The 21,143-nt window shown below is 43.4% G+C and carries 23 protein-coding genes; 21 read left to right on the top strand and 2 right to left on the bottom strand.

The features are described from left to right. The first annotated feature begins 125 nt into the window (after positions 1-125). The 20 genes from AC6CHU_RS17185 to ftsZ all read left to right on the top strand — a co-directional run bounded on the left by AC6CHU_RS17185 (position 126) and on the right by ftsZ (position 19,497). Positions 126-659, top strand: a complete 534-nt coding sequence (locus tag AC6CHU_RS17185; RefSeq protein ID WP_159863462.1) for a sigma-70 family RNA polymerase sigma factor — start codon at positions 126-128, stop codon at positions 657-659. Continuing rightward, positions 652-1,647, top strand: coding sequence for an anti-sigma factor (locus AC6CHU_RS17180; protein WP_159863461.1), 996 nt, complete (start codon positions 652-654; stop codon positions 1,645-1,647). The genes AC6CHU_RS17185 and AC6CHU_RS17180 overlap by 8 nt, the downstream gene beginning before the upstream one ends. Before the next feature lie 176 nt (positions 1,648-1,823). Next, positions 1,824-3,065 carry a serine hydroxymethyltransferase gene (glyA, locus tag AC6CHU_RS17175; protein ID WP_159863460.1) on the top strand — a complete coding sequence of 414 codons (1,242 nt, stop codon included), beginning with the start codon at positions 1,824-1,826 and terminating at the stop codon, positions 3,063-3,065. A 163-nt stretch (positions 3,066-3,228) separates the two neighbouring features. After that, the gene (upp, locus tag AC6CHU_RS17170) at positions 3,229-3,858 is read left to right on the top strand and encodes a uracil phosphoribosyltransferase (protein WP_159863459.1); all 630 of its coding nucleotides are present in this window, start codon (positions 3,229-3,231) and stop codon (positions 3,856-3,858) included. Positions 3,859-3,916: 58 nt separating this feature from the next. After that, positions 3,917-5,068: a non-hydrolyzing UDP-N-acetylglucosamine 2-epimerase gene (wecB, locus tag AC6CHU_RS17165; RefSeq protein WP_498122489.1), complete on the top strand. Its 1,152-nt coding sequence runs from the start codon at positions 3,917-3,919 to the stop codon at positions 5,066-5,068. Between the two features lie 505 nt (positions 5,069-5,573). Continuing rightward, complete coding sequence (locus AC6CHU_RS17160) at positions 5,574-6,149, top strand: hypothetical protein (RefSeq protein ID WP_251283437.1); 576 nt, start codon at positions 5,574-5,576, stop codon at positions 6,147-6,149. An 89-nt stretch (positions 6,150-6,238) separates the two neighbouring features. Continuing rightward, a complete protein-coding gene (locus tag AC6CHU_RS17155) occupies positions 6,239-6,478 on the top strand; it encodes a hypothetical protein (RefSeq protein ID WP_159863457.1) in 240 nt (79 codons plus the stop codon). 170 nt (positions 6,479-6,648) lie between these two features. Then, a complete protein-coding gene (locus AC6CHU_RS17150) occupies positions 6,649-7,938 on the top strand; it encodes a serine hydrolase (RefSeq protein WP_251283436.1) in 1,290 nt (429 codons plus the stop codon). Positions 7,939-8,015: 77 nt separating this feature from the next. Beyond that, entirely contained in the window at positions 8,016-10,280 is a 2,265-nt protein-coding gene (locus tag AC6CHU_RS17145) for a S8 family serine peptidase (protein WP_498122486.1), read from the top strand. Between the two features lie 297 nt (positions 10,281-10,577). Continuing rightward, positions 10,578-10,799: an AtpZ/AtpI family protein gene (locus tag AC6CHU_RS17140; protein ID WP_498122484.1), complete on the top strand. Its 222-nt coding sequence runs from the start codon at positions 10,578-10,580 to the stop codon at positions 10,797-10,799. A gap of 5 nt (positions 10,800-10,804) precedes the next feature. Next, complete coding sequence (locus AC6CHU_RS17135; protein ID WP_159863241.1) at positions 10,805-11,179, top strand: ATP synthase subunit I; 375 nt, start codon at positions 10,805-10,807, stop codon at positions 11,177-11,179. A 21-nt stretch (positions 11,180-11,200) separates the two neighbouring features. After that, a complete protein-coding gene (gene atpB, locus AC6CHU_RS17130; RefSeq protein ID WP_159863240.1) occupies positions 11,201-11,914 on the top strand; it encodes a F0F1 ATP synthase subunit A in 714 nt (237 codons plus the stop codon). Between the two features lie 75 nt (positions 11,915-11,989). Further along, entirely contained in the window at positions 11,990-12,202 is a 213-nt protein-coding gene (gene atpE / locus AC6CHU_RS17125; RefSeq protein ID WP_009332220.1) for a F0F1 ATP synthase subunit C, read from the top strand. Positions 12,203-12,351: 149 nt separating this feature from the next. Next, a complete protein-coding gene (locus tag AC6CHU_RS17120; protein WP_159863239.1) occupies positions 12,352-12,873 on the top strand; it encodes a F0F1 ATP synthase subunit B in 522 nt (173 codons plus the stop codon). Next, positions 12,870-13,406, top strand: a complete 537-nt coding sequence (locus tag AC6CHU_RS17115) for a F0F1 ATP synthase subunit delta (protein ID WP_159863238.1) — start codon at positions 12,870-12,872, stop codon at positions 13,404-13,406. The genes AC6CHU_RS17120 and AC6CHU_RS17115 overlap by 4 nt, the downstream gene beginning before the upstream one ends. Before the next feature lie 24 nt (positions 13,407-13,430). Continuing rightward, positions 13,431-14,939: a F0F1 ATP synthase subunit alpha gene (gene atpA, locus AC6CHU_RS17110; RefSeq protein ID WP_159863237.1), complete on the top strand. Its 1,509-nt coding sequence runs from the start codon at positions 13,431-13,433 to the stop codon at positions 14,937-14,939. A gap of 155 nt (positions 14,940-15,094) precedes the next feature. Continuing rightward, positions 15,095-15,952 (top strand): F0F1 ATP synthase subunit gamma, encoded by an 858-nt coding sequence (locus AC6CHU_RS17105; protein WP_144544404.1) that lies wholly within the window; start codon positions 15,095-15,097, stop codon positions 15,950-15,952. Between the two features lie 255 nt (positions 15,953-16,207). Continuing rightward, positions 16,208-17,629 (top strand): F0F1 ATP synthase subunit beta, encoded by a 1,422-nt coding sequence (atpD, locus tag AC6CHU_RS17100; RefSeq protein ID WP_159863236.1) that lies wholly within the window; start codon positions 16,208-16,210, stop codon positions 17,627-17,629. Positions 17,630-17,651: 22 nt separating this feature from the next. Continuing rightward, the gene (locus AC6CHU_RS17095) at positions 17,652-18,059 is read left to right on the top strand and encodes a F0F1 ATP synthase subunit epsilon (protein ID WP_035327916.1); all 408 of its coding nucleotides are present in this window, start codon (positions 17,652-17,654) and stop codon (positions 18,057-18,059) included. Between the two features lie 271 nt (positions 18,060-18,330). Further along, the gene (gene ftsZ, locus AC6CHU_RS17090) at positions 18,331-19,497 is read left to right on the top strand and encodes a cell division protein FtsZ (RefSeq protein ID WP_159863235.1); all 1,167 of its coding nucleotides are present in this window, start codon (positions 18,331-18,333) and stop codon (positions 19,495-19,497) included. Positions 19,498-19,635: 138 nt separating this feature from the next. Here ftsZ and AC6CHU_RS17085 read toward each other — a convergent pair whose 3' ends face one another. Next, the gene (locus AC6CHU_RS17085; protein ID WP_159863234.1) at positions 19,636-19,821 is read right to left on the bottom strand and encodes a hypothetical protein; all 186 of its coding nucleotides are present in this window, start codon (positions 19,819-19,821) and stop codon (positions 19,636-19,638) included. Between the two features lie 221 nt (positions 19,822-20,042). Here AC6CHU_RS17085 and AC6CHU_RS17080 point away from each other — a divergent pair, with 221 nt between their 5' ends. After that, positions 20,043-20,270: a hypothetical protein gene (locus AC6CHU_RS17080; RefSeq protein WP_159863233.1), complete on the top strand. Its 228-nt coding sequence runs from the start codon at positions 20,043-20,045 to the stop codon at positions 20,268-20,270. Between the two features lie 50 nt (positions 20,271-20,320). On the opposite strand, the gene AC6CHU_RS17075 is transcribed toward AC6CHU_RS17080, so the two are convergent. Next, the gene (locus tag AC6CHU_RS17075; protein ID WP_159863232.1) at positions 20,321-21,043 is read right to left on the bottom strand and encodes a LysM peptidoglycan-binding and 3D domain-containing protein; all 723 of its coding nucleotides are present in this window, start codon (positions 21,041-21,043) and stop codon (positions 20,321-20,323) included. Between the last annotated feature and the right edge of the window lie 100 nt (positions 21,044-21,143).

The raw sequence follows: 21,143 nt of genomic DNA, 5'->3' as shown, positions 1-21,143 counted from the left end.
AGGTACCTATACCACTTCATCAACTGGTATAGGTACCTGTCACTTTTTTTTATATAACGTGTAACATTCAACCAGGAAGAACGTGTATATAGTGCAGCTTTTAATGAGAAAGGGGGAAGAAGCCGTTGAAGGAAAGCAGGGGGAATCGGCTGGATGATTTATACCGTAATTATGCCAGAACGCTTTATTACTATTTGTATAAGATGTCCGGCTCTAAAGAAATAGCTGAAGATTTAACTCAGGAAACATTCATTAAGGCAACGGTTTCTCTCTCTTTCTATAAGCAGGAGGATGTAAGAGCATGGCTTTTTAAGGTGGCCAGGAATGCCTATCTGGATGAATGGCGGAAACGGCAGAGAAGAAATAAAATTCCTTTTGCCGGCTATTTATTTTCCAAGGGAGAAATGATCAGTCCATACGGCTTGCCTGAGGATTCAGCATTATACAAAGAATCAAAGGAAAATGTCGCAGACCTTATGAGCTGTCTGCCGGAACAATATCGTTCTATTTTATATTTAAGAGAGTTTGAGTCTTTTAGCTATAGTGAGATCCAGGAAGCACTGGATCTAACAGAAAATCAAGTGAAAGTGACACTGCATCGGGCCCGGAAAAAGCTGTCACAGCTCGCCGATGAAAAATGGAGGGAAAAACATGAATGACTGGAACAAAGAACGTGAAAAGAAAATCATGGTCAAATACCGGTATACTTTATCATTTAGAGTAATAAGGGTTATCGCTGCCTGTCTGCTTTTGTTCTGGGCATATATGATGGCTGTGAACATAATCTCCGATGCTGCTAATAGTGAAAAGAAGCATGTTTTTTACAGCAAGCTGGCTCTTGATTGGAAGCATCCGAATGTATATGAAGATTTTGGCGGGTTTGTTCATAAAGAACTAACGCCTTTTTTGACACAGAAATTGTCCTTCCCGATTTCCCGCCAGATCGGGAAAGAACCTCAGACAATCGGAGAGGTTCACATTGAAAAGAGGCTGTTAAATTCATATTCAACTGTTAAAATCGAGAAATACGAGCCACAAAATGAGAACATTTTCCGTTTCTCTCTGCCTGAAAATCCGAATAACGGTAAAAAGCTTTCTGCTGAAGTGAACCCGGGTGCCTGGACATCTCTTGAAAAAGTACACGAGGGGACTGTGGCGGAAATGGCTTTTTCCACACAATCATTCATGGAACCCGAGGAGCTTCTGAACCTTTTAAAGCCCTATGACCTGGAAGTCCTGTGGATGCCGCTGTATACTGGAGAGCTGAAGGAATTTAAGACAGGGTATGGCAGCGGAGGGAATTCAATTGAATTAACATCCATTTATGGCCTCACGGGGGGAAGAGAAGCAGGGGAAGATTATATGTCAGAATCTAGATTGACCCTGACTGAGGAATTTATAGAAGAAAATAAAAAGTTGATGCTGAAGCAGATGGAATCTCTATTAAAAAGTGAAACGCAAAGCTATTATGAAAACTTTTTAGGACTCGATCACCTGAAAGAACGCCATCAATATCTGAAAAAAAATGGCTTTACCGTCTATGGAGCAGTCGTCACCGGCCCGGTAAAAGAACTATTAAAACTAAAAGAAGAAAAGCAAATTCGTTCTCCCCGCCTCGGTGAAATGGATTATTGGAACTGGGAATAAAAGGATGGTGACAGGTACCTATACCAATCTGCCAAACTGGTATAGGTGCCTGTCACTTTTTCAAAAAACGTGTTAAAATAAAGACGAATTTTCACATTAAGATCGATACATATAATGGCGGGCCTTAACGAGGCTTTCCTTTATTAAAAGTGTGTTGGAGAAAAGGGAGGATTCTTATGAAGCATTTAGCACAGCAAGATGAGCAGGTTTTCAAGTCGATCCAGGAAGAATTGGGACGCCAGAGATCAAAGATTGAATTAATCGCTTCTGAAAACTTTGTCAGTGAAGCGGTAATGGAAGCACAAGGTTCTGTTTTAACAAACAAGTATGCTGAAGGCTATCCAGGCCGACGTTATTATGGCGGATGTGAACATGTGGATGTAGTCGAAGATTTAGCCCGCGACCGTGCGAAAGAAATTTTCGGTGCAGAGCATGTGAACGTGCAGCCGCACTCAGGTGCACAAGCAAACATGGCTGTATACTTCACTGTATTAGAACAGGGAGACACTGTTCTTGGCATGAATCTATCCCATGGCGGACATTTAACACACGGCAGCCCTGTTAATTTCAGCGGCGTGCAGTATAATTTCGTCGAATATGGGGTGGATAAAGAAACTCATCGAATCAATTATGATGATGTGCTTGAAAAGGCCCGTCAGCATAAACCGAAACTAATTGTAGCAGGTGCAAGTGCCTATCCGCGTGAAATTGACTTCAAGCGTTTCCGTGAAATTGCCGATGAAGTCGGTGCCATGCTGATGGTTGATATGGCTCATATTGCAGGCCTTGTAGCTGCTGGGCTTCATCAGAATCCGGTTCCGTTTGCGGACTTTGTGACAACGACTACTCACAAGACATTGCGCGGACCGCGCGGCGGCATGATTCTCTGCAAAGAAGAATATGCGAAGAAAATTGATAAATCCATATTCCCTGGAATCCAGGGCGGTCCTTTAATGCACGTCATTGCGGCAAAAGCGGTTGCCTTCGGCGAAGCGCTTCAGGATGATTTCAGAACGTATGCAGGCAATATCATTTCCAATGCTAAAAAGCTGGCGGAAGCATTGCAGGCTGAAGGAATCGACCTTGTATCTCAGGGCACAGACAATCATCTGCTGCTGGTTGACCTCCGCTCCCTTGGCTTAACAGGGAAAGTGGCTGAGAAAGTACTTGATGAGGTTGGCATTACGGTCAACAAAAACACCATACCATTCGATCCGGAAAGCCCATTTGTTACAAGCGGCGTCCGCATCGGTACAGCAGCCGTTACATCCCGCGGCTTTGGCGAGAAAGAAATGCAGGAAATTGCATCTATCATCGCCTTCACACTGAAAAATCATGAAGATGAAGGAAAGCTTCAGGAAGCTGCACAGCGCGTAGAAGCTTTATCAGGCAGCTTCACTTTATATCCAGAATATTAATCAAACAGCCGGTCTCAGCTTGAGGCCGGCTTTTATAGTCTAAGCTAAAATAATGACTTTTCTTTTACAAATACGAATCATAGTTGCCGATGGAATTGTTTTTCTGTAAAATTAGACGAAGTGTGGTTCGACTAATCTGCATAATGAAAAAGGAGAGATACTTATGGCAAAGGTTTACGTTTTTGATCATCCATTAATTCAGCATAAGCTTACATACATTCGTGAAAAGAGTACAGGAACAAAGGAATTCCGCGAGCTTGTCGATGAAGTGGCGACATTGATGGCATTCGAAATTACCCGTGACATGCCTTTAGAAGAAATCACAATTGATACACCAGTCAGCACGATGAAATCCAATGTGCTTGCAGGCAAGAAGCTGGGAATCATTCCAATTTTGCGCGCAGGAATTGGAATGGTTGATGGGATCCTGAAGCTGATTCCAGCAGCAAAAGTAGGTCATATTGGCTTGTATCGCGACCCGGAAACCCTGCAGCCCGTTGAATACTATGTAAAGCTTCCAAGTGATGTAGAAGAAAGAGATTTCATCGTCGTTGACCCAATGCTTGCAACAGGCGGCTCTGCGGTTGAAGCCATCCATTCTCTGAAAAAGCGCGGAGGCAAAAACATTAAATTCATGTGCCTGATTGCAGCTCCTGAAGGCGTAGAAGCTGTTAAAGAAGCTCACCCTGACGTAGACATCTACATTGCAGCATTAGACGAAAAGTTGAACGAAAAAGGCTACATTGTTCCTGGTCTTGGCGATGCAGGCGACCGTTTATTCGGTACAAAATAATTTCTGCTTCAGTGAACCGGAAAGATTGAAAATATCTTTTAAAAAGGAGGATGCTGAAATGGATCGTCCGATTAAAGTGATGACAATTTTCGGGACAAGGCCTGAGGCTATTAAGATGGCACCCCTTGTTCTTGAACTTCAAAAATACCCTGAGCATTTTGAATCGATTGTGACTGTAACAGCACAGCATCGCGAAATGCTTGATCAGGTGTTAAATATTTTTAAGGTCACACCAGATTATGATCTGAATATCATGAAAGACCGCCAGACATTGGTGGATGTGACAACACGCGGACTTGAAGGCCTTGATAAGATTATGAAGGAAGTAAAGCCGGATATCGTGCTTGTTCACGGTGATACCACTACAACGTTTATTGCAAGCCTTGCCGCTTTCTATAACCAAATTGTCGTCGGCCATGTGGAAGCAGGACTGCGCACATGGAATAAATACTCTCCATTTCCTGAGGAAATGAACCGCCAGCTTACAGGTGTCATGGCAGATCTGCACTTCTCGCCAACATCCAAGTCAGCTGAAAACCTCTTAAATGAGAATAAAAAGAGCGAAAGTATTTTCATCACCGGAAACACGGCCATTGATGCGCTTAAAACTACGGTTAAAGACACGTATCACCATGAAGTCCTGGAAAAAATCGGCGATGACCGCCTTGTGCTACTGACTGCACACCGCCGAGAAAACCTGGGCGAACCGATGCGCAATATGTTCACGGCTATTAAAAGGCTGGTAGAAGAACAGAAAGATATCCAAGTGGTATATCCTGTTCATATGAATCCGGCAGTACGGGAAATCGCATCAGAAATTCTTGGCAGCGATAACCGCATACATCTGATTGAGCCGCTTGACGTCATAGACTTCCATAACTTTGCTTCAAGAGCTCATCTGATTCTGACCGATTCGGGCGGAGTTCAGGAAGAAGCACCGTCACTTGGTGTGCCTGTTCTTGTTCTGCGCGATACAACGGAAAGGCCTGAAGGAATTGAAGCAGGCACCCTTAAGCTTGCCGGCATTGAGGAACAGCCAATTTATGATCTGGCAACTGAGCTTCTGACGGATGGGGCAGCTTATGAAAAAATGGCGAAAGCCGTAAATCCATATGGAGACGGAAATGCTTCCAAGAGAATTTGCGATGCTATCCGCTACCATTTCAAACAGACGATTGATCGTCCGCAAGAATATAAACCGCAAAACTAAAATAAATGCACCTCTCTTAAAAAAGAGGTGCATTTATTTTAGTTTTTCAAAAAGGGGAGGGGAGAAGCGGCATAATTGACCCAGGAATACCACGGTTGATATGTTGGTGGTTGGGTGGTTGATGATGGGCAGAGAAATCTATTTTATTTTTATGTTAAAAGTCTCTTTCCCCGCAAAGCTGGAAAAGTTATGATAGAGTATAGAAGAAATGGAAGGCAGAACAAAACGAATAAATTAACGGTTAATAGGTTGATGGTTGGATGGTTATTTGCAAAATGTTGATATATCAATGTTTCCAGATGGTCTTAAGTGATTAAACGTGGTAGTCATGGTTGATAAAAAAGCGGGAGAGTAGACGTTATTAAAGGCGCATTTACCGCAAAAATAACCATGGTGGTTTTGTTGGCGGTTAGGTGGTTAGTCATGGGTAATGCCCGGTGGAAGCCGGGTGATGGGCAAGATACCAAGAAAGGTGCTGAGGACGTTGGCAAATCAGTATTTGACAATGAAGGAGCTTAAGGAAGCGCTTCCGGACATACCTGAAAATAGCTTAAAGCGTTATTTGCAGGAGCATGCAGAATACATAAACTACCGGAAAGAACATAATCGCTATAAAATTCAGGCTTCTGAAATTGAAAAGCTGAAATTTATCCGGAAATTATATTCAGATGGGCTTAAAAAAGAGGAAGTCACAGCAAAGCTTGAGGATGCAGGGATTCCGGTCATCATTACGGTGGAGGATGAGGAAGAAAGCAGCACCACCTCACTTGTGAATGTGAATTCTGAACTGACAGATATGAAAAAGCTTGTCAGCTTCCTCGTGCAGCAAAATGAGCAATCCCGTCTTACCCAGAATAAAATCAGAGAACAAAACAAACAGCTGATACATGAGGTGCATGAGCTCAAACTCACTATTGAAGATTTAAGAAATGCCCATGCACAAGGCTATGAAAAAGAGAGTGAAAAAGTCACTTCCCTTTATGAAAAACTGATGGCGACACAGAAGTCTGTAGAAGAAGTAGCCGGTGCATTAGAGGCTGAAAAAAGCAAAAGCATCTGGCAGAAGATATTTGGAAAGTAAAGGAATGCCCAAATTGCAAGATTCACGTTTAGACTGCTGTCTGCGGGGTATTGGCATAAATGATTTTATATACCCGGGAGGTCGAATAAATGAGAGCATTAGCCATTTTAGAAGGAGCATTGATTGTCTGGATCATCATGCTGCTGGGTTCATTAATGAGCACTTTCATGTCCGAAGGTCTTATCGCCCTGGTATTTAAGCTGGCAGAAGGAAAGGGAATTCTGTTTACAGTATTATTAATAGCGGCCACCATAACGGATATGTGGAGAGATAAAAAGCGGGACCGTTTAATTCAAAAAGGAAAACTGGAACCGAATCAGCTGTTTTAATACATAAAGGAAGAAAGCCATCATATTTGATGGCTTTTTTATTTTTCTTATAATCTAAAAGTACTGTTTTCTGAAAATACAAAAAACTATATTGATAATCAATAGAAAGATAGATACTATTAATTATACAGAATATTGTATATTGGTATATCTGTAAAGGAGATGAAGATTTGAAAAGGTTAAGGTTATTGTTAATTGTCCTTGCATTAGTCTTAAGTTCTGCAGCTTTTTCCGGAAATATGGTAAATGCCAAAGAACGGTCCGGCCAGAAATTGAGTCATAGCCACCCGAAAAAGGCTGGCTTTGATCCTGAGCAATTGAAGGGTATTGATAAAGCCATTACGGAGGCTATTGCTGATGGTGTTACACCGGGTGCGGTAGTTCTTGTAGCCAAGGATGGAAAGATTGTCAAAGAGGAAGCGTATGGAAATGCACAAAAGTATGATATGGGGGAAACGCTTAAAAACCCTAGAAAAATGAAAAAGAAAACAATGTTTGATCTTGCTTCCGTTACGAAGGTAATGGGAACAACCCAAGGTATAATGAAACTTGTTAGTGAGGGTGAACTCTCAGTCAATGACAGGGTATCTGACTTTATTCCTGAGTTTGCTCAGTATGGAAAAGAAGATATTACTGTAGCTGACCTGCTGACACATACCTCTGGTTTAACTCCCTGGAAGCCGACATACCTTTATGCTGATAATTCGGAAGAGGTTCTGAATTATATAAATCAGCTGCCACTTGAATATCCGACTGGCACGGACAGGAGATATAGTGATTTTAGCTTTATGATGCTGGGTTTTTTAATTGAAGAGGTCAGCGGGCAAAAATTGGATAAGTACTTAGAAGAAAATATTTATAAACCTTTAAAAATGAATGATACGATGTTTACTCCACCAGAACATTTCAAGAAAAAAATTGCGGCTACCTCCTGGGGAAATCCTTATGAGTATAAAATGATTGATGATCCTAATTTCGGTTACTATGTTGAAGAAAGCCCGGATATGTTTAAATACTGGAGGAATTACACCCTAGTTGGAGAAGTTAATGATGGAAATAGCTTCTATGGCAATAAAGGTATTGCTGGCCATGCCGGTTTATTTTCGACAGCAAGGGACCTTGCTGTATTGGGCCAGACCATGTTAAATGGCGGAACATATGGAAAAGCAAACATGTATGATAAAGAAGTGATTGATCTCTTTACCTCTCCTCAGCGCTTTGGCCAGGGATATGGCTGGGAGCTGGACAAAAGCTGGTACATGGGAGATCACTATTCTGACAAAGCCTTTGGCCATACTGGTTTTACTGGAACACAGATTATTATAGACCCAGAGGAAAACCTTCAGATTATCCTGCTGACGAACAAACAAAACAATGGTCCTTTATCAAGCGGATCTTACAGGAGTACAGGTGCTCTTTCTAAACAAGTTGCTAATATTGTCTATGAATCCCTGAACTAGCCTTAATTTTATATTGATTTACGCATACAAGGCATCAATACAGCCCACCCTAAAACAAAAAGAGGGTGGGTTTTTATATGAAAAAATTGTTTCTGCTTCTAACCGTCATGTCATTATTCTTCAGTCAAACTCCTGTTTCTGCCCGGACACTTTCACACCCTCCTATACCGGAAGAGTCACCTGATATAGAAAAAGTGGCAATCGTTGTATTAAGTGACGCAAAGAAGGAACAGGAAATAAAACAAATGATCGAACAAAATCCTGAGCTGCAAATCAGGCATACATTCAATCAGGCTTTAAACGGCTTTTCGGTTAAAGGAAAATCATCTGCTTTGCAAAGTCTGCAAAAGCTAGAGTCAGTCACTTCTGTTTCACCGGTTAATACGTACCATGTTCATTCCAATGACAATATCAAGCTGATTGGCGGCCTTAATGCCAGAGGCTATTATGATGAAAATAATCAGCGTCTCACAGGCAAGGGTGTGAAAGTCGGCGTGATTGACACCGGCATTGATTACAACCATCCTGACTTGCGAAGAAGCTACGGCGGCGGGCGCGATCTGGTGGATAATGATAAGGATCCGATGGAAACAAAGGCTGCCGGGGGACAAGGCACGCTGCACGGCACTCACGTCGCGGGTATTATTGCGGCAAATGGCAGGATTCAGGGCGTTGCACCGGAAGCAACTATTATCGCTTACAGGGCTCTCGGACCAGGCGGAAGCGGAACAACAGAACAAGTAATAGCAGCCATCGAACAGGCTATTAAGGATAAAGTGGATGTGTTAAACCTTTCATTGGGAAACAACGTAAACGGGCCAGACCTTCCGATAAGCATGGCTCTGAATAAAGCGGTTGAAAAAGGAATAACGGCTGTCACTTCATCAGGAAATTCGGGGCCAAATATTTGGACAGTGGGATCTCCAGGAACGGCGTCGAAAGCAATTTCTGTCGGAGCCTCTACACCAACAATCAAGGTGCCGATATTGAGTATAAATGGACACGAAATCCGCCTTGATTTGCTGCAGGGTTCAAGGGAGTGGGAATTTGATCGCTCATATGAAATTGTCGATGGAGGACTCGGGCATACGGTTGAATTGAAGAATGCGGAAGGAAAAATCGTACTGGTGGAAAGAGGGGAAATGACGTTTACGGATAAAGCTGTCCATGCGATGGAAGCAGGCGCAGAGGGAATTATTATTTATAATAACACAAAAGGCAGATTCTTCGGCAATCTGGACAGCGAGGTTACTATTCCGGCAGCGGCGCTTTCAAAGGAAGAAGGCGAGAGGATCAAGAAGCTTTTAAAAGAAAAGGGAAGGCTCCTTGCCCGGACTAATATAATAGAAGAAAGGGACATCCTGGCCGACTTCAGCTCCCGCGGACCTGTTACATCCACATGGGAAATTAAACCGGATGTTGTGGCGCCGGGGGTCGCCATAAATAGCACGATTCCCGGCGGCTACCTGCCGCTTCAGGGGACAAGTATGGCCGCTCCGCATGTGGCTGGTGCCTGTGCCATCCTGAAACAGGCACATCCCGAATGGGGACCGGAACAGATTAAGGCAGCACTCATGAATACCGCTAAGCTAATAAGGAACTCGGAAGGACGGACATATAGAACCTATGAGCAGGGGGCCGGCAGGATACAGCTTGATCAGGCGCTGAAGGCAGAAACGCTTGTATTACCGGCTTCCATGCAATTCGGCAAATTTCAGATCGCAGACAGGCTGCATGACCACAGCAGTTTTATAACGGTTGAAAATATAAGTGGAAAAACGCAGTCTTATTCCTTTTCCGTACCTTATAAGGAGCAGGGCATCAATTGGGAAATGCCAATGACCTTCCGATTGAATCCGGGTGAAAAGAAAAAGGTCGAAATCAAAATGTCTGCAGATCCGACCCTTTTAAAGAATAAGATCCATGACGGGTACCTACTATTGAAAGCAGGTTCTGAAAGTATCCATGTTCCATACCTGTATGTACTTGAGGAGCCTGATTACCCAAGGGTGATGGGATTCGGAATTGGCAAAGGGGATAAACCGGGAACGTATCGGTATGAAGTATATCTGCCTGGCGGTGCGGAGGAGTTCGGAATTGCGATGTTTGATTCGGAAAGCCTTCGGTTCATGGGATTTCTGGATTGGAAAAGAAATGCCGGCAAGGGACAGCTGCTGCAGGAAATCCCTGCAGAAAAGCTGCCAGGGCCGGGTCTTTACCTGGCGAAGGTGTTTGCTAAAAAGGCTGGCCGGGAAGATTGGCTTGAAACTTATATATTTGTGAGGCCGGATGGCCAGCTGGGGGATCCGGTGCCTTCAGAAGCAGAGGAGATCAAAAAGTAAGCGAAAAAAGGTTTTCAGGAGCGATGCAGATTCTCGCTCCTTTTTCAATATAAAAGGGGAAAATTAAATGTGATAAATATGTGAACATACCATATTTTTACCTTTTTGTTTGTGAACTTTTTCACTCCAAACGCATTGACATTGACAAAGCCCTATTGTATGCTTACAAAGGGTAAAAGATGATAGGGTTTTCAAAATATTTTTGCAGACATATTTCCCACTTCTGCATGATGTTTAACTGATTTTTTACGGCCTCAAAACCCTCTTACCATTCTCTTTAAGGGAGGATGCGTTTTAATGCGTCAAAAAGACCGCAACCCATTTAAGGCGATGGCCTTAATGTCCGCCATTCTTTCCCAGTTAGTAGGTTCCACGCTCATTGGCATTTTCGCCGGAAGATGGCTTGACAGCAAGGCAGGAACTGAGCCTTTATTCCTATTAATCGGCTTGTTCATTGGGCTGGGCGTCGGGATTTACGCCATGCTTCGCCTAATCCAACATTTTTTCACAGGAGAATGAACATCATGCCGGAAATCAAAGCAACTTTTCAAAGACAGCGAAAATACATATTCCTTTTGTTGTCTGTATATGTTCTCGGCTGGGGTTTTACACCTTATCAATCTATTTTTCTGGGCTTGATCTTCGGGACATGCTTAAGTCTGTTCAATTTGTGGCTGATTTCACGAAAGGCGCTGCAATTTGGAGAGGCAGTCGAGAGAGGCGAGAAGGTGCGTTCACTTGGAACGGTATCCAGGATGGCTACAGCAGTATTTGCTGTTATGATCGCTCTGGAATATCCTGAAAAGCTGCATCTGATCAGTGTGGTATTTGGATTAATGACATCCTATATTGTCATTATGATAGATTATTTTCTTCAATCTTTTCAATTACGTAAATAGCGGGAAGAGAGGTGAACACTATTGCATCATGAAGCTCCTATAAAAGAATTTTTAGGATTGAATTTTAACTTATCAAACATACTGATGATTACAGTGGCCAGTGCTATTGTCTTCATTATTGCTCTGCTTTCAACCCGTCGATTGGCCATGAAACCAACGGGGATGCAAAACTTCTTCGAATGGGTTATGGATTTTGTTAAGAATATCATTAACAGTACGATGGACTGGAAGACAGGCGGAAGATTCCATATCCTTGGATTAACCCTGATCATGTATATCTTTGTATCAAACATGCTCGGACTTCCGTTCGCGATCACTTATGATCACACTTTATGGTGGAAATCGCCAACAGCCGATCCTGTTATCACCTTAACATTAGCGGCAATGGTAGTCGGGCTTTCGCATTACTATGGCGTAAAGCTTAAAGGAGTAGGAGAATATGGCCGGGATTTTATCAGGCCAATGCCTTTCTTGTTCCCATTGAAAATCATTGAAGAGTTTGCAAATACTCTGACACTGGGACTTCGTCTCTACGGTAACATTTACGCCGGTGAGATCCTGCTGACATTGCTTGTCGGAGGTCTTGCACATGCCGGTGTAGGCGGAATGCTTGCCGCAGTTATACCAACACTTGTTTGGCAGGGATTCTCAATCTTTGTCGGATCTATCCAGGCATTCATTTTCTGTATGTTAACAATGGTTTATATGGCACACAAAGTGAGCCAGGACCATTAATATATACCTGTTCATTCTATGGACAAAACATTTTAAACAAATAAATTTTCATACAATTTAAGGAGGAACTCAATAATGGGTCTTTTAGCAGCAGCAATTGCAATCGGTTTAGCAGCACTAGGTGCCGGTATCGGTAACGGTCTTATCGTATCAAAAACAGTTGAAGGTATGGCTCGCCAGCCAGAAGCTCGCGGTATGCTTCAAACTACAATGTTCATCGGGGTTGCACTAGTTGAGGCCGTTCCGATCATTGGCGTTGTTATCGCGTTCATGGTTATCGGCGGTTAATTAATACTGTACCAATCGTTCAAAAATGGCGAAGATCATTCCATGAACCTTCGCCATTCCTTTATGTTTTTTTACCGTAAACTAATTCGGAATCATGCATATGACTCCGTTTCATAAGTGGAACAACTCTTGAAGGGAGTGAATCGAGGGTGTTAACAAACAGTCTAGTATTAGGCGCTGCAGGCGGCGGTTTTAACGGCGGGGACATTTTGTACCAGCTGGTTATGTTCATTATCTTGTTGGCATTGCTGAAAAAATTCGCGTGGGGTCCTTTAATGGGCATTATGCAGCAGCGTGAAGAACACATTGCCAGTGAAATTCAAGCGGCTGAAGAAAGCCGTACAGAAGCAAAGAAGCTATTAGAAGAGCAAAGAAATCTTTTAAAAGAAGCACGTACTGAAGCACAGGGCCTTATCGAAAATGCGAAGAAACAAGGCGATGTGCAGCGTGAGGAGATCGTTGCGGCTGCCCGCACAGAGTCTGAACGCATTAAGGAATCTGCTAAGCTTGAAATCGAGCAGCAGAAAGAACAAGCGGTTGCCGCTATCCGCGAGCAGGTCGCTTCATTGTCTGTCCTAATTGCTTCCAAGGTTATCGAGAAGGAACTAAGTGCAGCTGATCAGGAAAAGCTGATCAATGAATACATTCAAGAGGCAGGAGAAAAGCGATGACGGGCTCCACAGTAGCAAAGCGCTACGCGTTGGCTCTTTTCCAGCTTGCGAATGAACACCAGCTTCTTGACCAAATGGAAGAAGAGCTTCGTGCAGTGAAAGAAGTAGTAAACCATAACTCAGATTTAAAGTCTGTTTTGAAATCTCCAAAGCTTTCAATTGAGAAGAAAAAAGAGATTTTAAAAGAAGCATTTGCATCTGTGAACACGTTTGTACTAAACACGTTAATGATATTAATTGAACGCCACCGCGAGGATCATATCTCTGATGTGGCAGATCATTTTATAAGCCTGGCGAATGACAAAAAAGGAATTGCGGATGCAAAAGTATACACTGTCCGTCCGTTGACTGAAGCAGAGAAGGAAGCATTATCTGTGTCATTTGCAGCTAAGGTAGGAAAAAAATCACTTCGTATTGACAATATAGTTGATACTAACTTGCTCGGCGGCATCAAGCTTCGAATCGGAAACCGGATTTTCGACGGCAGCTTGCGCGGAAAGCTAGAGCGTCTTGAACGTCAATTGTTAGGCTAAGATTCGTAGATAGGGGTGAAACTCATGAGCATCAATGCTGAAGAAATCAGTGCGCTGATAAAAAAGCAAATCGAAAACTATCAGTCGGAAATTCAAGTGAGTGATGTAGGTACGGTTATCTCTGTTGGTGACGGTATCGCTCGTGCTCATGGCCTCGACAATGTCATGGCTGGAGAACTTGTTGAATTTTCAAACGGCGTTATGGGTATGGCACAAAACCTAGAAGAAAATAACGTCGGTATTATCATTTTAGGACCATTTACAGAAATCCGTGAAGGCGACGAAGTACGCCGTACGGGCCGCATCATGGAGGTACCGGTTGGTGAAGAACTAATCGGCCGTGTAGTAAATCCTCTTGGACAGCCAGTAGATGGCATGGGACCAATTAACACAACAAAATCACGTCCGATTGAAAGCCCGGCACCAGGTGTTATGGATCGTAAATCCGTACACGAGCCGCTTCAAACAGGTATCAAGGCGATTGACGCTCTTGTGCCAATCGGCCGCGGACAGCGTGAGTTAATCATCGGTGACCGTCAAACAGGTAAAACATCAGTTGCAATCGATACAATCCTGAACCAAAAAGATCAGGATATGGTATGTATTTATGTGGCAATCGGACAAAAAGAATCTACAGTTCGTAATGCAGTAGAAACACTTCGTAAGCAAGGTGCACTTGATTACACAATCGTTGTAACAGCATCTGCATCACAGCCTGCTCCAATGCTATACCTGGCTCCTTATGCCGGTGTAACAATGGCGGAAGAGTTCATGTACAACGGCAAGCACGTTCTTGTTGTGTATGATGACTTAACAAAGCAAGCTTCTGCTTACCGTGAGCTTTCATTGCTATTGCGCCGTCCTCCAGGCCGTGAAGCATATCCAGGGGACGTATTCTACTTGCACAGCCGCTTACTTGAGCGCGCTGCAAAGCTAAGCGATGCGAAAGGTGCAGGTTCAATCACTGCGCTTCCGTTTATCGAAACACAAGCAGGCGATGTTTCTGCTTATATTCCAACAAACGTTATCTCAATCACTGACGGACAAATCTTCCTTCAGTCTGACCTATTCTTCTCCGGTGTACGTCCGGCGATCAACGCAGGTCTTTCTGTATCACGTGTAGGTGGATCTGCACAGATCAAAGCAATGAAAAAGGTTGCTGGTACACTGCGTCTTGACCTTGCTTCATACCGTGAACTTGAATCATTTGCCCAGTTCGGTTCTGACCTTGATAAAGCAACACAGGCTAAACTTAACCGTGGTGCCCGTACAGTAGAGGTTCTAAAGCAGGATCTTAACAAGCCGTTAAAAGTAGAGAAGCAGGTTGCAATCCTTTACGCCCTGACTCGCGGCTTCCTGGATGATATTCCTGTACAGGATATTCGCCGTTTCGAATCTGAATTCCTTTCATGGTTAGACCATAACCGCAAAGATTTGTTAGACCATATTGTAACTACAAAAGAACTTCCTTCTGATGACGATATGGCATCTGCGATCAACGACTTTAAGAAAACTTTCGCAGTATCCGAATAATAGAGCTGGTAAGGGCTGGGAGCCAATCCCCCCTTCCGTTTGCATTCGGTTCTGACAAACATTTAAAAGCGGAAGCGCCTTGGTCAGCCCCGGAGATAACCTCGAGGGGCTGGGCGCTGCAGCTGGCCTAATCTGAAAAAGGGTGGTGAGAACCTGTGGCATCATTACGCGATATAAAAAATCGTATTACTTCTACGAAGAAAACGAGTCAAATTACAAAAGCAATGCAGATGGTATCGGCTGCGAAAATGAATAAGGCGGAAATGAATGCAAAGTCATTCGTGCCTTATATGGAGAAAATCCAGGAAGTTACGGCAAGCATCGCATTGGGAAGCAAAGATGTATCACATCCAATGCTGACCAGCCGCCCAGTCAAGAAAACTGGTTACCTTGTAATCACTTCTGACCGCGGACTTGCGGGAGCTTATAACAGTAACGTTTTGCGAAATGTCTATCAGACAATTCAAAAGCGCCATAAATCACCGGATGAGTATGCAATCATTGCGATCGGACGTGTGGGCCGCGACTTTTTCAGAAAGCGCAATATGAACGTTATTCTGGATATTGTTGCTGTTGCGGACCAGCCTGCATTTGCTGAAATCAAGGATATTGCCAGTAAAACAGTTGGCATGTTCGCTGATGAGACATTTGACGAATTATATATGTACTACAGCCATTATGTCAGCGCGATTCAACAGGATGTAACAGAGAAGAAGCTTCTTCCGCTTACGGATATTTCCAGCTCGAAAAAGCTTACATCTTATGAGTTTGAACCTTCCGCTGAAGAAATTTTAAAAGTATTGCTGCCTCAATACGCTGAAAGCTTAATCTACGGAGCGCTTTTAGACAGTAAGGCAAGTGAACATGCTGCAAGGATGACAGCAATGCAGAATGCAACGGATAACGCTAAAGAGCTTATCAACTCGTTAAGTTTAAGCTACAACCGTGCACGTCAGGCAGCCATCACGCAGGAAATTACCGAAATCGTCGGCGGAGCAGCCGCGTTAGAATAAAAACGAAAAGCGGAAGCGTCTCGAGCCAATGAACGCAGACTAAAACCGCCACGTCCTGTGGCAATGTCTGCATGACCCGCATCCTGCGGGCCTCAAGCATAAGGCGTGCCCTTCTGGAAGTTGTTCTTTCCTTCCGGAAGGGATTGGCTTATGACCTCGAGGGGCTAGGCGCTGGAGCTAGACACAAACGAAATGTGGAGAACGGGTTGATGCCTTTAGTCTCCCATTACGTGAAATGAAAGAGGAGGGAAAAAGATGAATAAAGGACGCGTTCTTCAAGTTATGGGTCCGGTTGTTGACGTAAAGTTCGAAAGCGGCCAGCTTCCTGAGATCTATAATGCATTGACTGTTACAAACCCAGCGCGTAACGAATCTGAAGTTGACATCAACTTAACCCTTGAAGTTGCCCTTCATTTAGGTGATGATACAGTCCGCACCATTGCAATGTCTTCTACTGACGGCTTACAGCGCGGAAGTGAAGTTGTTGACTCGGGTGCTCCTATCTCTGTACCAGTAGGTGATGTAACACTAGGACGTGTATTTAACGTGCTTGGTGAATCAATCGACTTAGATCCTGCAATTTCTGCAGATGCCCGTCGTGATTCTATCCACAGAGAAGCTCCTAAATTTGAGCAGCTTTCTACTGAAGTAGAAATTCTTGAAACTGGAATTAAGGTAGTAGACCTTCTTGCTCCATACATTAAAGGTGGTAAGATCGGTCTGTTCGGTGGTGCCGGTGTAGGTAAAACCGTATTAATCCAGGAATTAATCAATAACATCGCTCAGGAGCATGGCGGTATTTCCGTATTCGCCGGTGTTGGTGAGCGTACACGTGAAGGTAATGACCTTTATCATGAAATGACGGATTCAGGCGTTATCAAGAAAACAGCGATGGTATTCGGTCAGATGAACGAGCCGCCGGGAGCGCGTATGCGAGTTGCCCTGACTGGTTTGACTATGGCAGAATTCTTCCGTGATGACCAGGGACAGGACGTACTTTTCTTCATGGATAACATCTTCCGTTTCACACAGGCAGGTTCAGAGGTATCAGCCCTATTAGGCCGTATGCCATCTGCCGTTGGTTACCAGCCGACACTTGCTACTGAAATGGGTAAATTACAGGAACGTATCACATCTACTAACGTAGGTTCTGTTACTTCCATCCAGGCGATTTACGTACCAGCCGATGACTACACGGATCCGGCTCCGGCTACAACTTTCGCCCACTTAGATGCAACAACTAACCTTGAGCGTAAGCTTTCTGAGATGGGTATCTACCCAGCGGTGGATCCATTAGCTTCCACTTCACGTGCATTGTCACCTGAAATCGTAGGCGAAGAGCACTACTCAGTTGCACGCCAGGTGCAGCAGACATTACAGCGTTACAGAGAACTTCAGGATATCATTGCGATCCTTGGTATGGATGAGCTTTCTGATGAAGATAAGCTAATCGTAGCACGTGCGCGCCGTATCCAGTTCTTCTTATCTCAAAACTTCCACGTTGCTGAGCAGTTTACTGGCCAGCCAGGTTCATACGTACCGGTTAAAGAAACAGTTAAAGGCTTCAAGGACATCCTTGAAGGCAAGTACGACCACCTGCCAGAAGATGCATTCCGACTTGTCGGCCGAATCGAAGAAGTTATCGAGAGTGCAAAGAAAATGGGCGTAGAGGTCTAATTCTGGACCAGGAGGGTAAAAAATGAAGACGATTAAAGTCAGTGTTGTTACTCCCGATGGCCCGGTGTATGAATCAGATGTGGAAATGGTAAGCACAAAAGCTCAAAGCGGTGAGCTTGGAATTTTACCTGGACACATTCCAATGGTTGCACCGTTACAAATTGGAGCCGTTCGTTTAAAAAACGGCGGAAAAACTGATTTCGTGGCAGTAAGCGGCGGATTCCTTGAAGTTCGTCCGGAGCAGGTAACGATTTTAGCGCAATCTGCTGAGCAGGCAGATGAGATTGATGTAGAGCGTGCCGTTCGTGCGAAGCAGCGTGCTGAACAGCGCCTGAATGAGCAGAAGCGTGAAAACATTGATTTCCGCCGTGCAGAGCTTGCATTGCAGCGTGCGATTAACCGTATCGAAGTTTCGGAAAGAAAGTTCTAACAAAGAACCAACACCTCCTGGCATAGCTGGGGGGTGTTTTTTGTTTCATAGGAAATTCTAATTTTGAACAATGTGAAAAACTTTGTGGATGCTTCCGATTATGTTTCAGAAATATTTACCACACAAATTTTGAGAAAATTTCCCCAAAAAATAGATAAATCACTCGAATTCTTTTATATAGGCCTTTACAATAGAAGAGAGTAGACCTTTAAGGTTACTCTCTTTTTTAAAGTAATTATGCAAGTCTATTTGAATAAAAGGAGGAGCCGCAATGCTGGAGTTTGATACAAATATAGACCAATACGCTACGATCAAAGTCATCGGAGTCGGCGGCGGGGGGAACAACGCTGTAAATCGGATGATTGAACATGGAGTTGAGGGAGTAGAGTTTATTGCTGTCAATACTGACGGACAAGCTCTAAATCAATCAAAGGCAGAAGTAACCATGCAAATCGGTGCAGCCTTAACAAGGGGCCTGGGAGCAGGGGCAAATCCTGAAGTGGGCAGAAAAGCAGCTGAGGAAAGTGAAAGCCAGCTTCGTGAAGTGCTGAAGGGTGCTGATATGGTATTTGTTACAGCAGGAATGGGCGGCGGAACCGGAACAGGTGCAGCTCCTGCTATTGCTCGCATTGCACGCGAAGTGGGTGCACTGACCATCGGTGTGGTAACCCGTCCTTTCAAATTTGAAGGACGCAAGCGTGCAGCCAATGCTGATGCAGGCATCGAAGCCATGAAAAAAGCTGTTGATACACTAATTATTATTCCAAATGATCGCTTACTAGAGATTATTGATAAGAAAACACCAATGCTTGAAGCATTTATGGAAGCAGATAATGTTCTTCGACAGGGTGTTCAGGGCATTTCTGACCTGATTGCCGTTCCCGGTTTAATCAATCTTGATTTTGCCGATGTCAAAACGGTGATGTCCCACAAAGGAACAGCATTGATGGGAATTGGAATTGCCACCGGGGAGGACCGCGCGGCTGAAGCAGCCCGTAAAGCCATTTCAAGTCCGCTGCTTGAAACATCCATTAACGGAGCCCGCGGAGTTATTATGAACATTACAGGCGGGGCTAATATCAGCTTGTATGAGGTTCAGGAGGCTGCAGATATTGTTGCTTCTGCTTCAGATGAAGAAGTGAATATGATTTTTGGATCAGTCATTAATGATGCACTAAAAGAAGAAATTCTTGTTACGGTTATTGCTACTGGCTTCAATGAACAAGAGGAGTTAAGAGCAAAACCGAGCTCAAGGCCATCGGCAGAAAAAGAATATGATCATACATATCATTATGCAGAAGAACCAGCCACTCGCCGGCAGGTTAGAGAGCCTCGAGAATATCGGGAACCTGTTCAGGATAACTACCGCGTCCACTCAGACCCGAAGGAAGAGTCACTTGATACACCGGCATTCCTTAGAAACCGCAGAAGACGCTAATTTTTAATATTAGAAACAGGCTGCCATAAAGAGGGCAGCCTGTTTTTTTAGGTGAATTTTTTTGATGGTTGATATGTTGGTGGTTGAGTGGTTGATGCTCATTCATGAAGAAAGGACAGGCATATGCCTGTCCTTCATTTATTTTGTCTGATCGTATAGGGTTAACTGATCCAAATTCTTATGCACGGTCATGAGTTTTTTAAGAAGGCTCATGAACTTTTGTTTATCTTCAAAAGGAGTCACATCCAGCTCCCTTTTTAGCTCATTGCTTTTAGTAACGAGCTCATTGAATCTTTGAACAGCCGGGCAGTTGTTTTTAGTCATAAGTATTTCTCCTAACCTAAGCTCATACTATAACCTTATCACAAAACTAAATTTCAAAGGAAACAGCTATATTTCATTTATATTAAAATGCAAAGGTCACTTTAACTAATTTAACTATTTCGTTAAATGTGTCAGAATTTGTTGAAATTTGAGGGTAGAGTCATATAGTATCAACATGTGCTTAGAAAGACAAGGCTTGTGATAACCAGGGGGTGATATCCTTGTCGACTGTATTATTTGGAACGATAGAATATTATGAAAGAGAATTAATCAGCTATTTTACAAATAATCATATAAGCAAAAAAGATGATGCAACTATGAAAATATTCATCATGCTTGAAACGGAGATATTCAACGTATTCTTATTTGATGAGTCGATCCGGATAAGATGTATGCATAATCTATTAAAAGCCTTTTGCCGGGTATCTGAAACATACATGGTCAAATAGCAGCCTTAAAAATTGATAAGAGGTCCCTGCAGTGAGAGACCTCTCTTTGTTTAGTTTAGGATCGTAACCTTTACATCTTTTCTTCCCCACTGCATTGCATCCTGTTCTTCAGGAATAAACACATCAATTTCATTTCCTTTAATTCCGCCGCCAATATCCTCGGCAGTTGCATAGCCATATCCTTCTACAAATACTTTAGAGCCCAAAGGAATGACGTCCGGATCAACTGCAATTACTTTTTCATCCGGATTGTCGATCAGATTAACCCCAGTTTTTGTAATGCCGATGCATCCTTCGCAGCTGGCTGTATAGGCAGTTGCCGTGACTGTCAGGCTTTTCGCTGCTTTTGCTGCAGGCTTATTGGTTTTTGCTGCTTTTACAACCGTCTTAGGGTTAGCCGCTTTTTCTTTCATTGAGTCATTTTTATAGATGATGAGCTCCAAACCAGGTTTGATTAGATCGGATTTAAGCTGATTCCATTTTTTAAGGTTATGTACATTAGTCCCATATGTTTTGGCGATATTCCAGAGAGTATCACCAGATTCTACTATGTATATCTCTTCAGGTGAAACGTCAAGCTTATCATTTGGATGAATCAAATCCCCTGATAGACCGTTCCAGTTTTTAATATCCTGAACGGACACCTCATGTTTTTGTGCTATGGACCAAAGGGTATCCCCTTTTTTTACAGTTACTTCTTCTGCATATGCGCTTACTCCTGCTGTGCTCCAGATGATTAAGCTCGCGAGCAGACAATATAAATACTTTTTCATGTTAAACCTCCTATTAACTTGGTTGACAATTATTATGCTAGCACAGAAAATTCTGAGAAAAAGAACAGGGAAGTTATAATTAAATTACGCACATTTCAGG

The sequence above is a fragment of the Cytobacillus sp. GQ23 genome (assembly GCF_059758675.1).
Note: the sequence above shows the minus strand (reverse complement) of the source record. Positions and strands in the feature narration are given on the sequence as shown.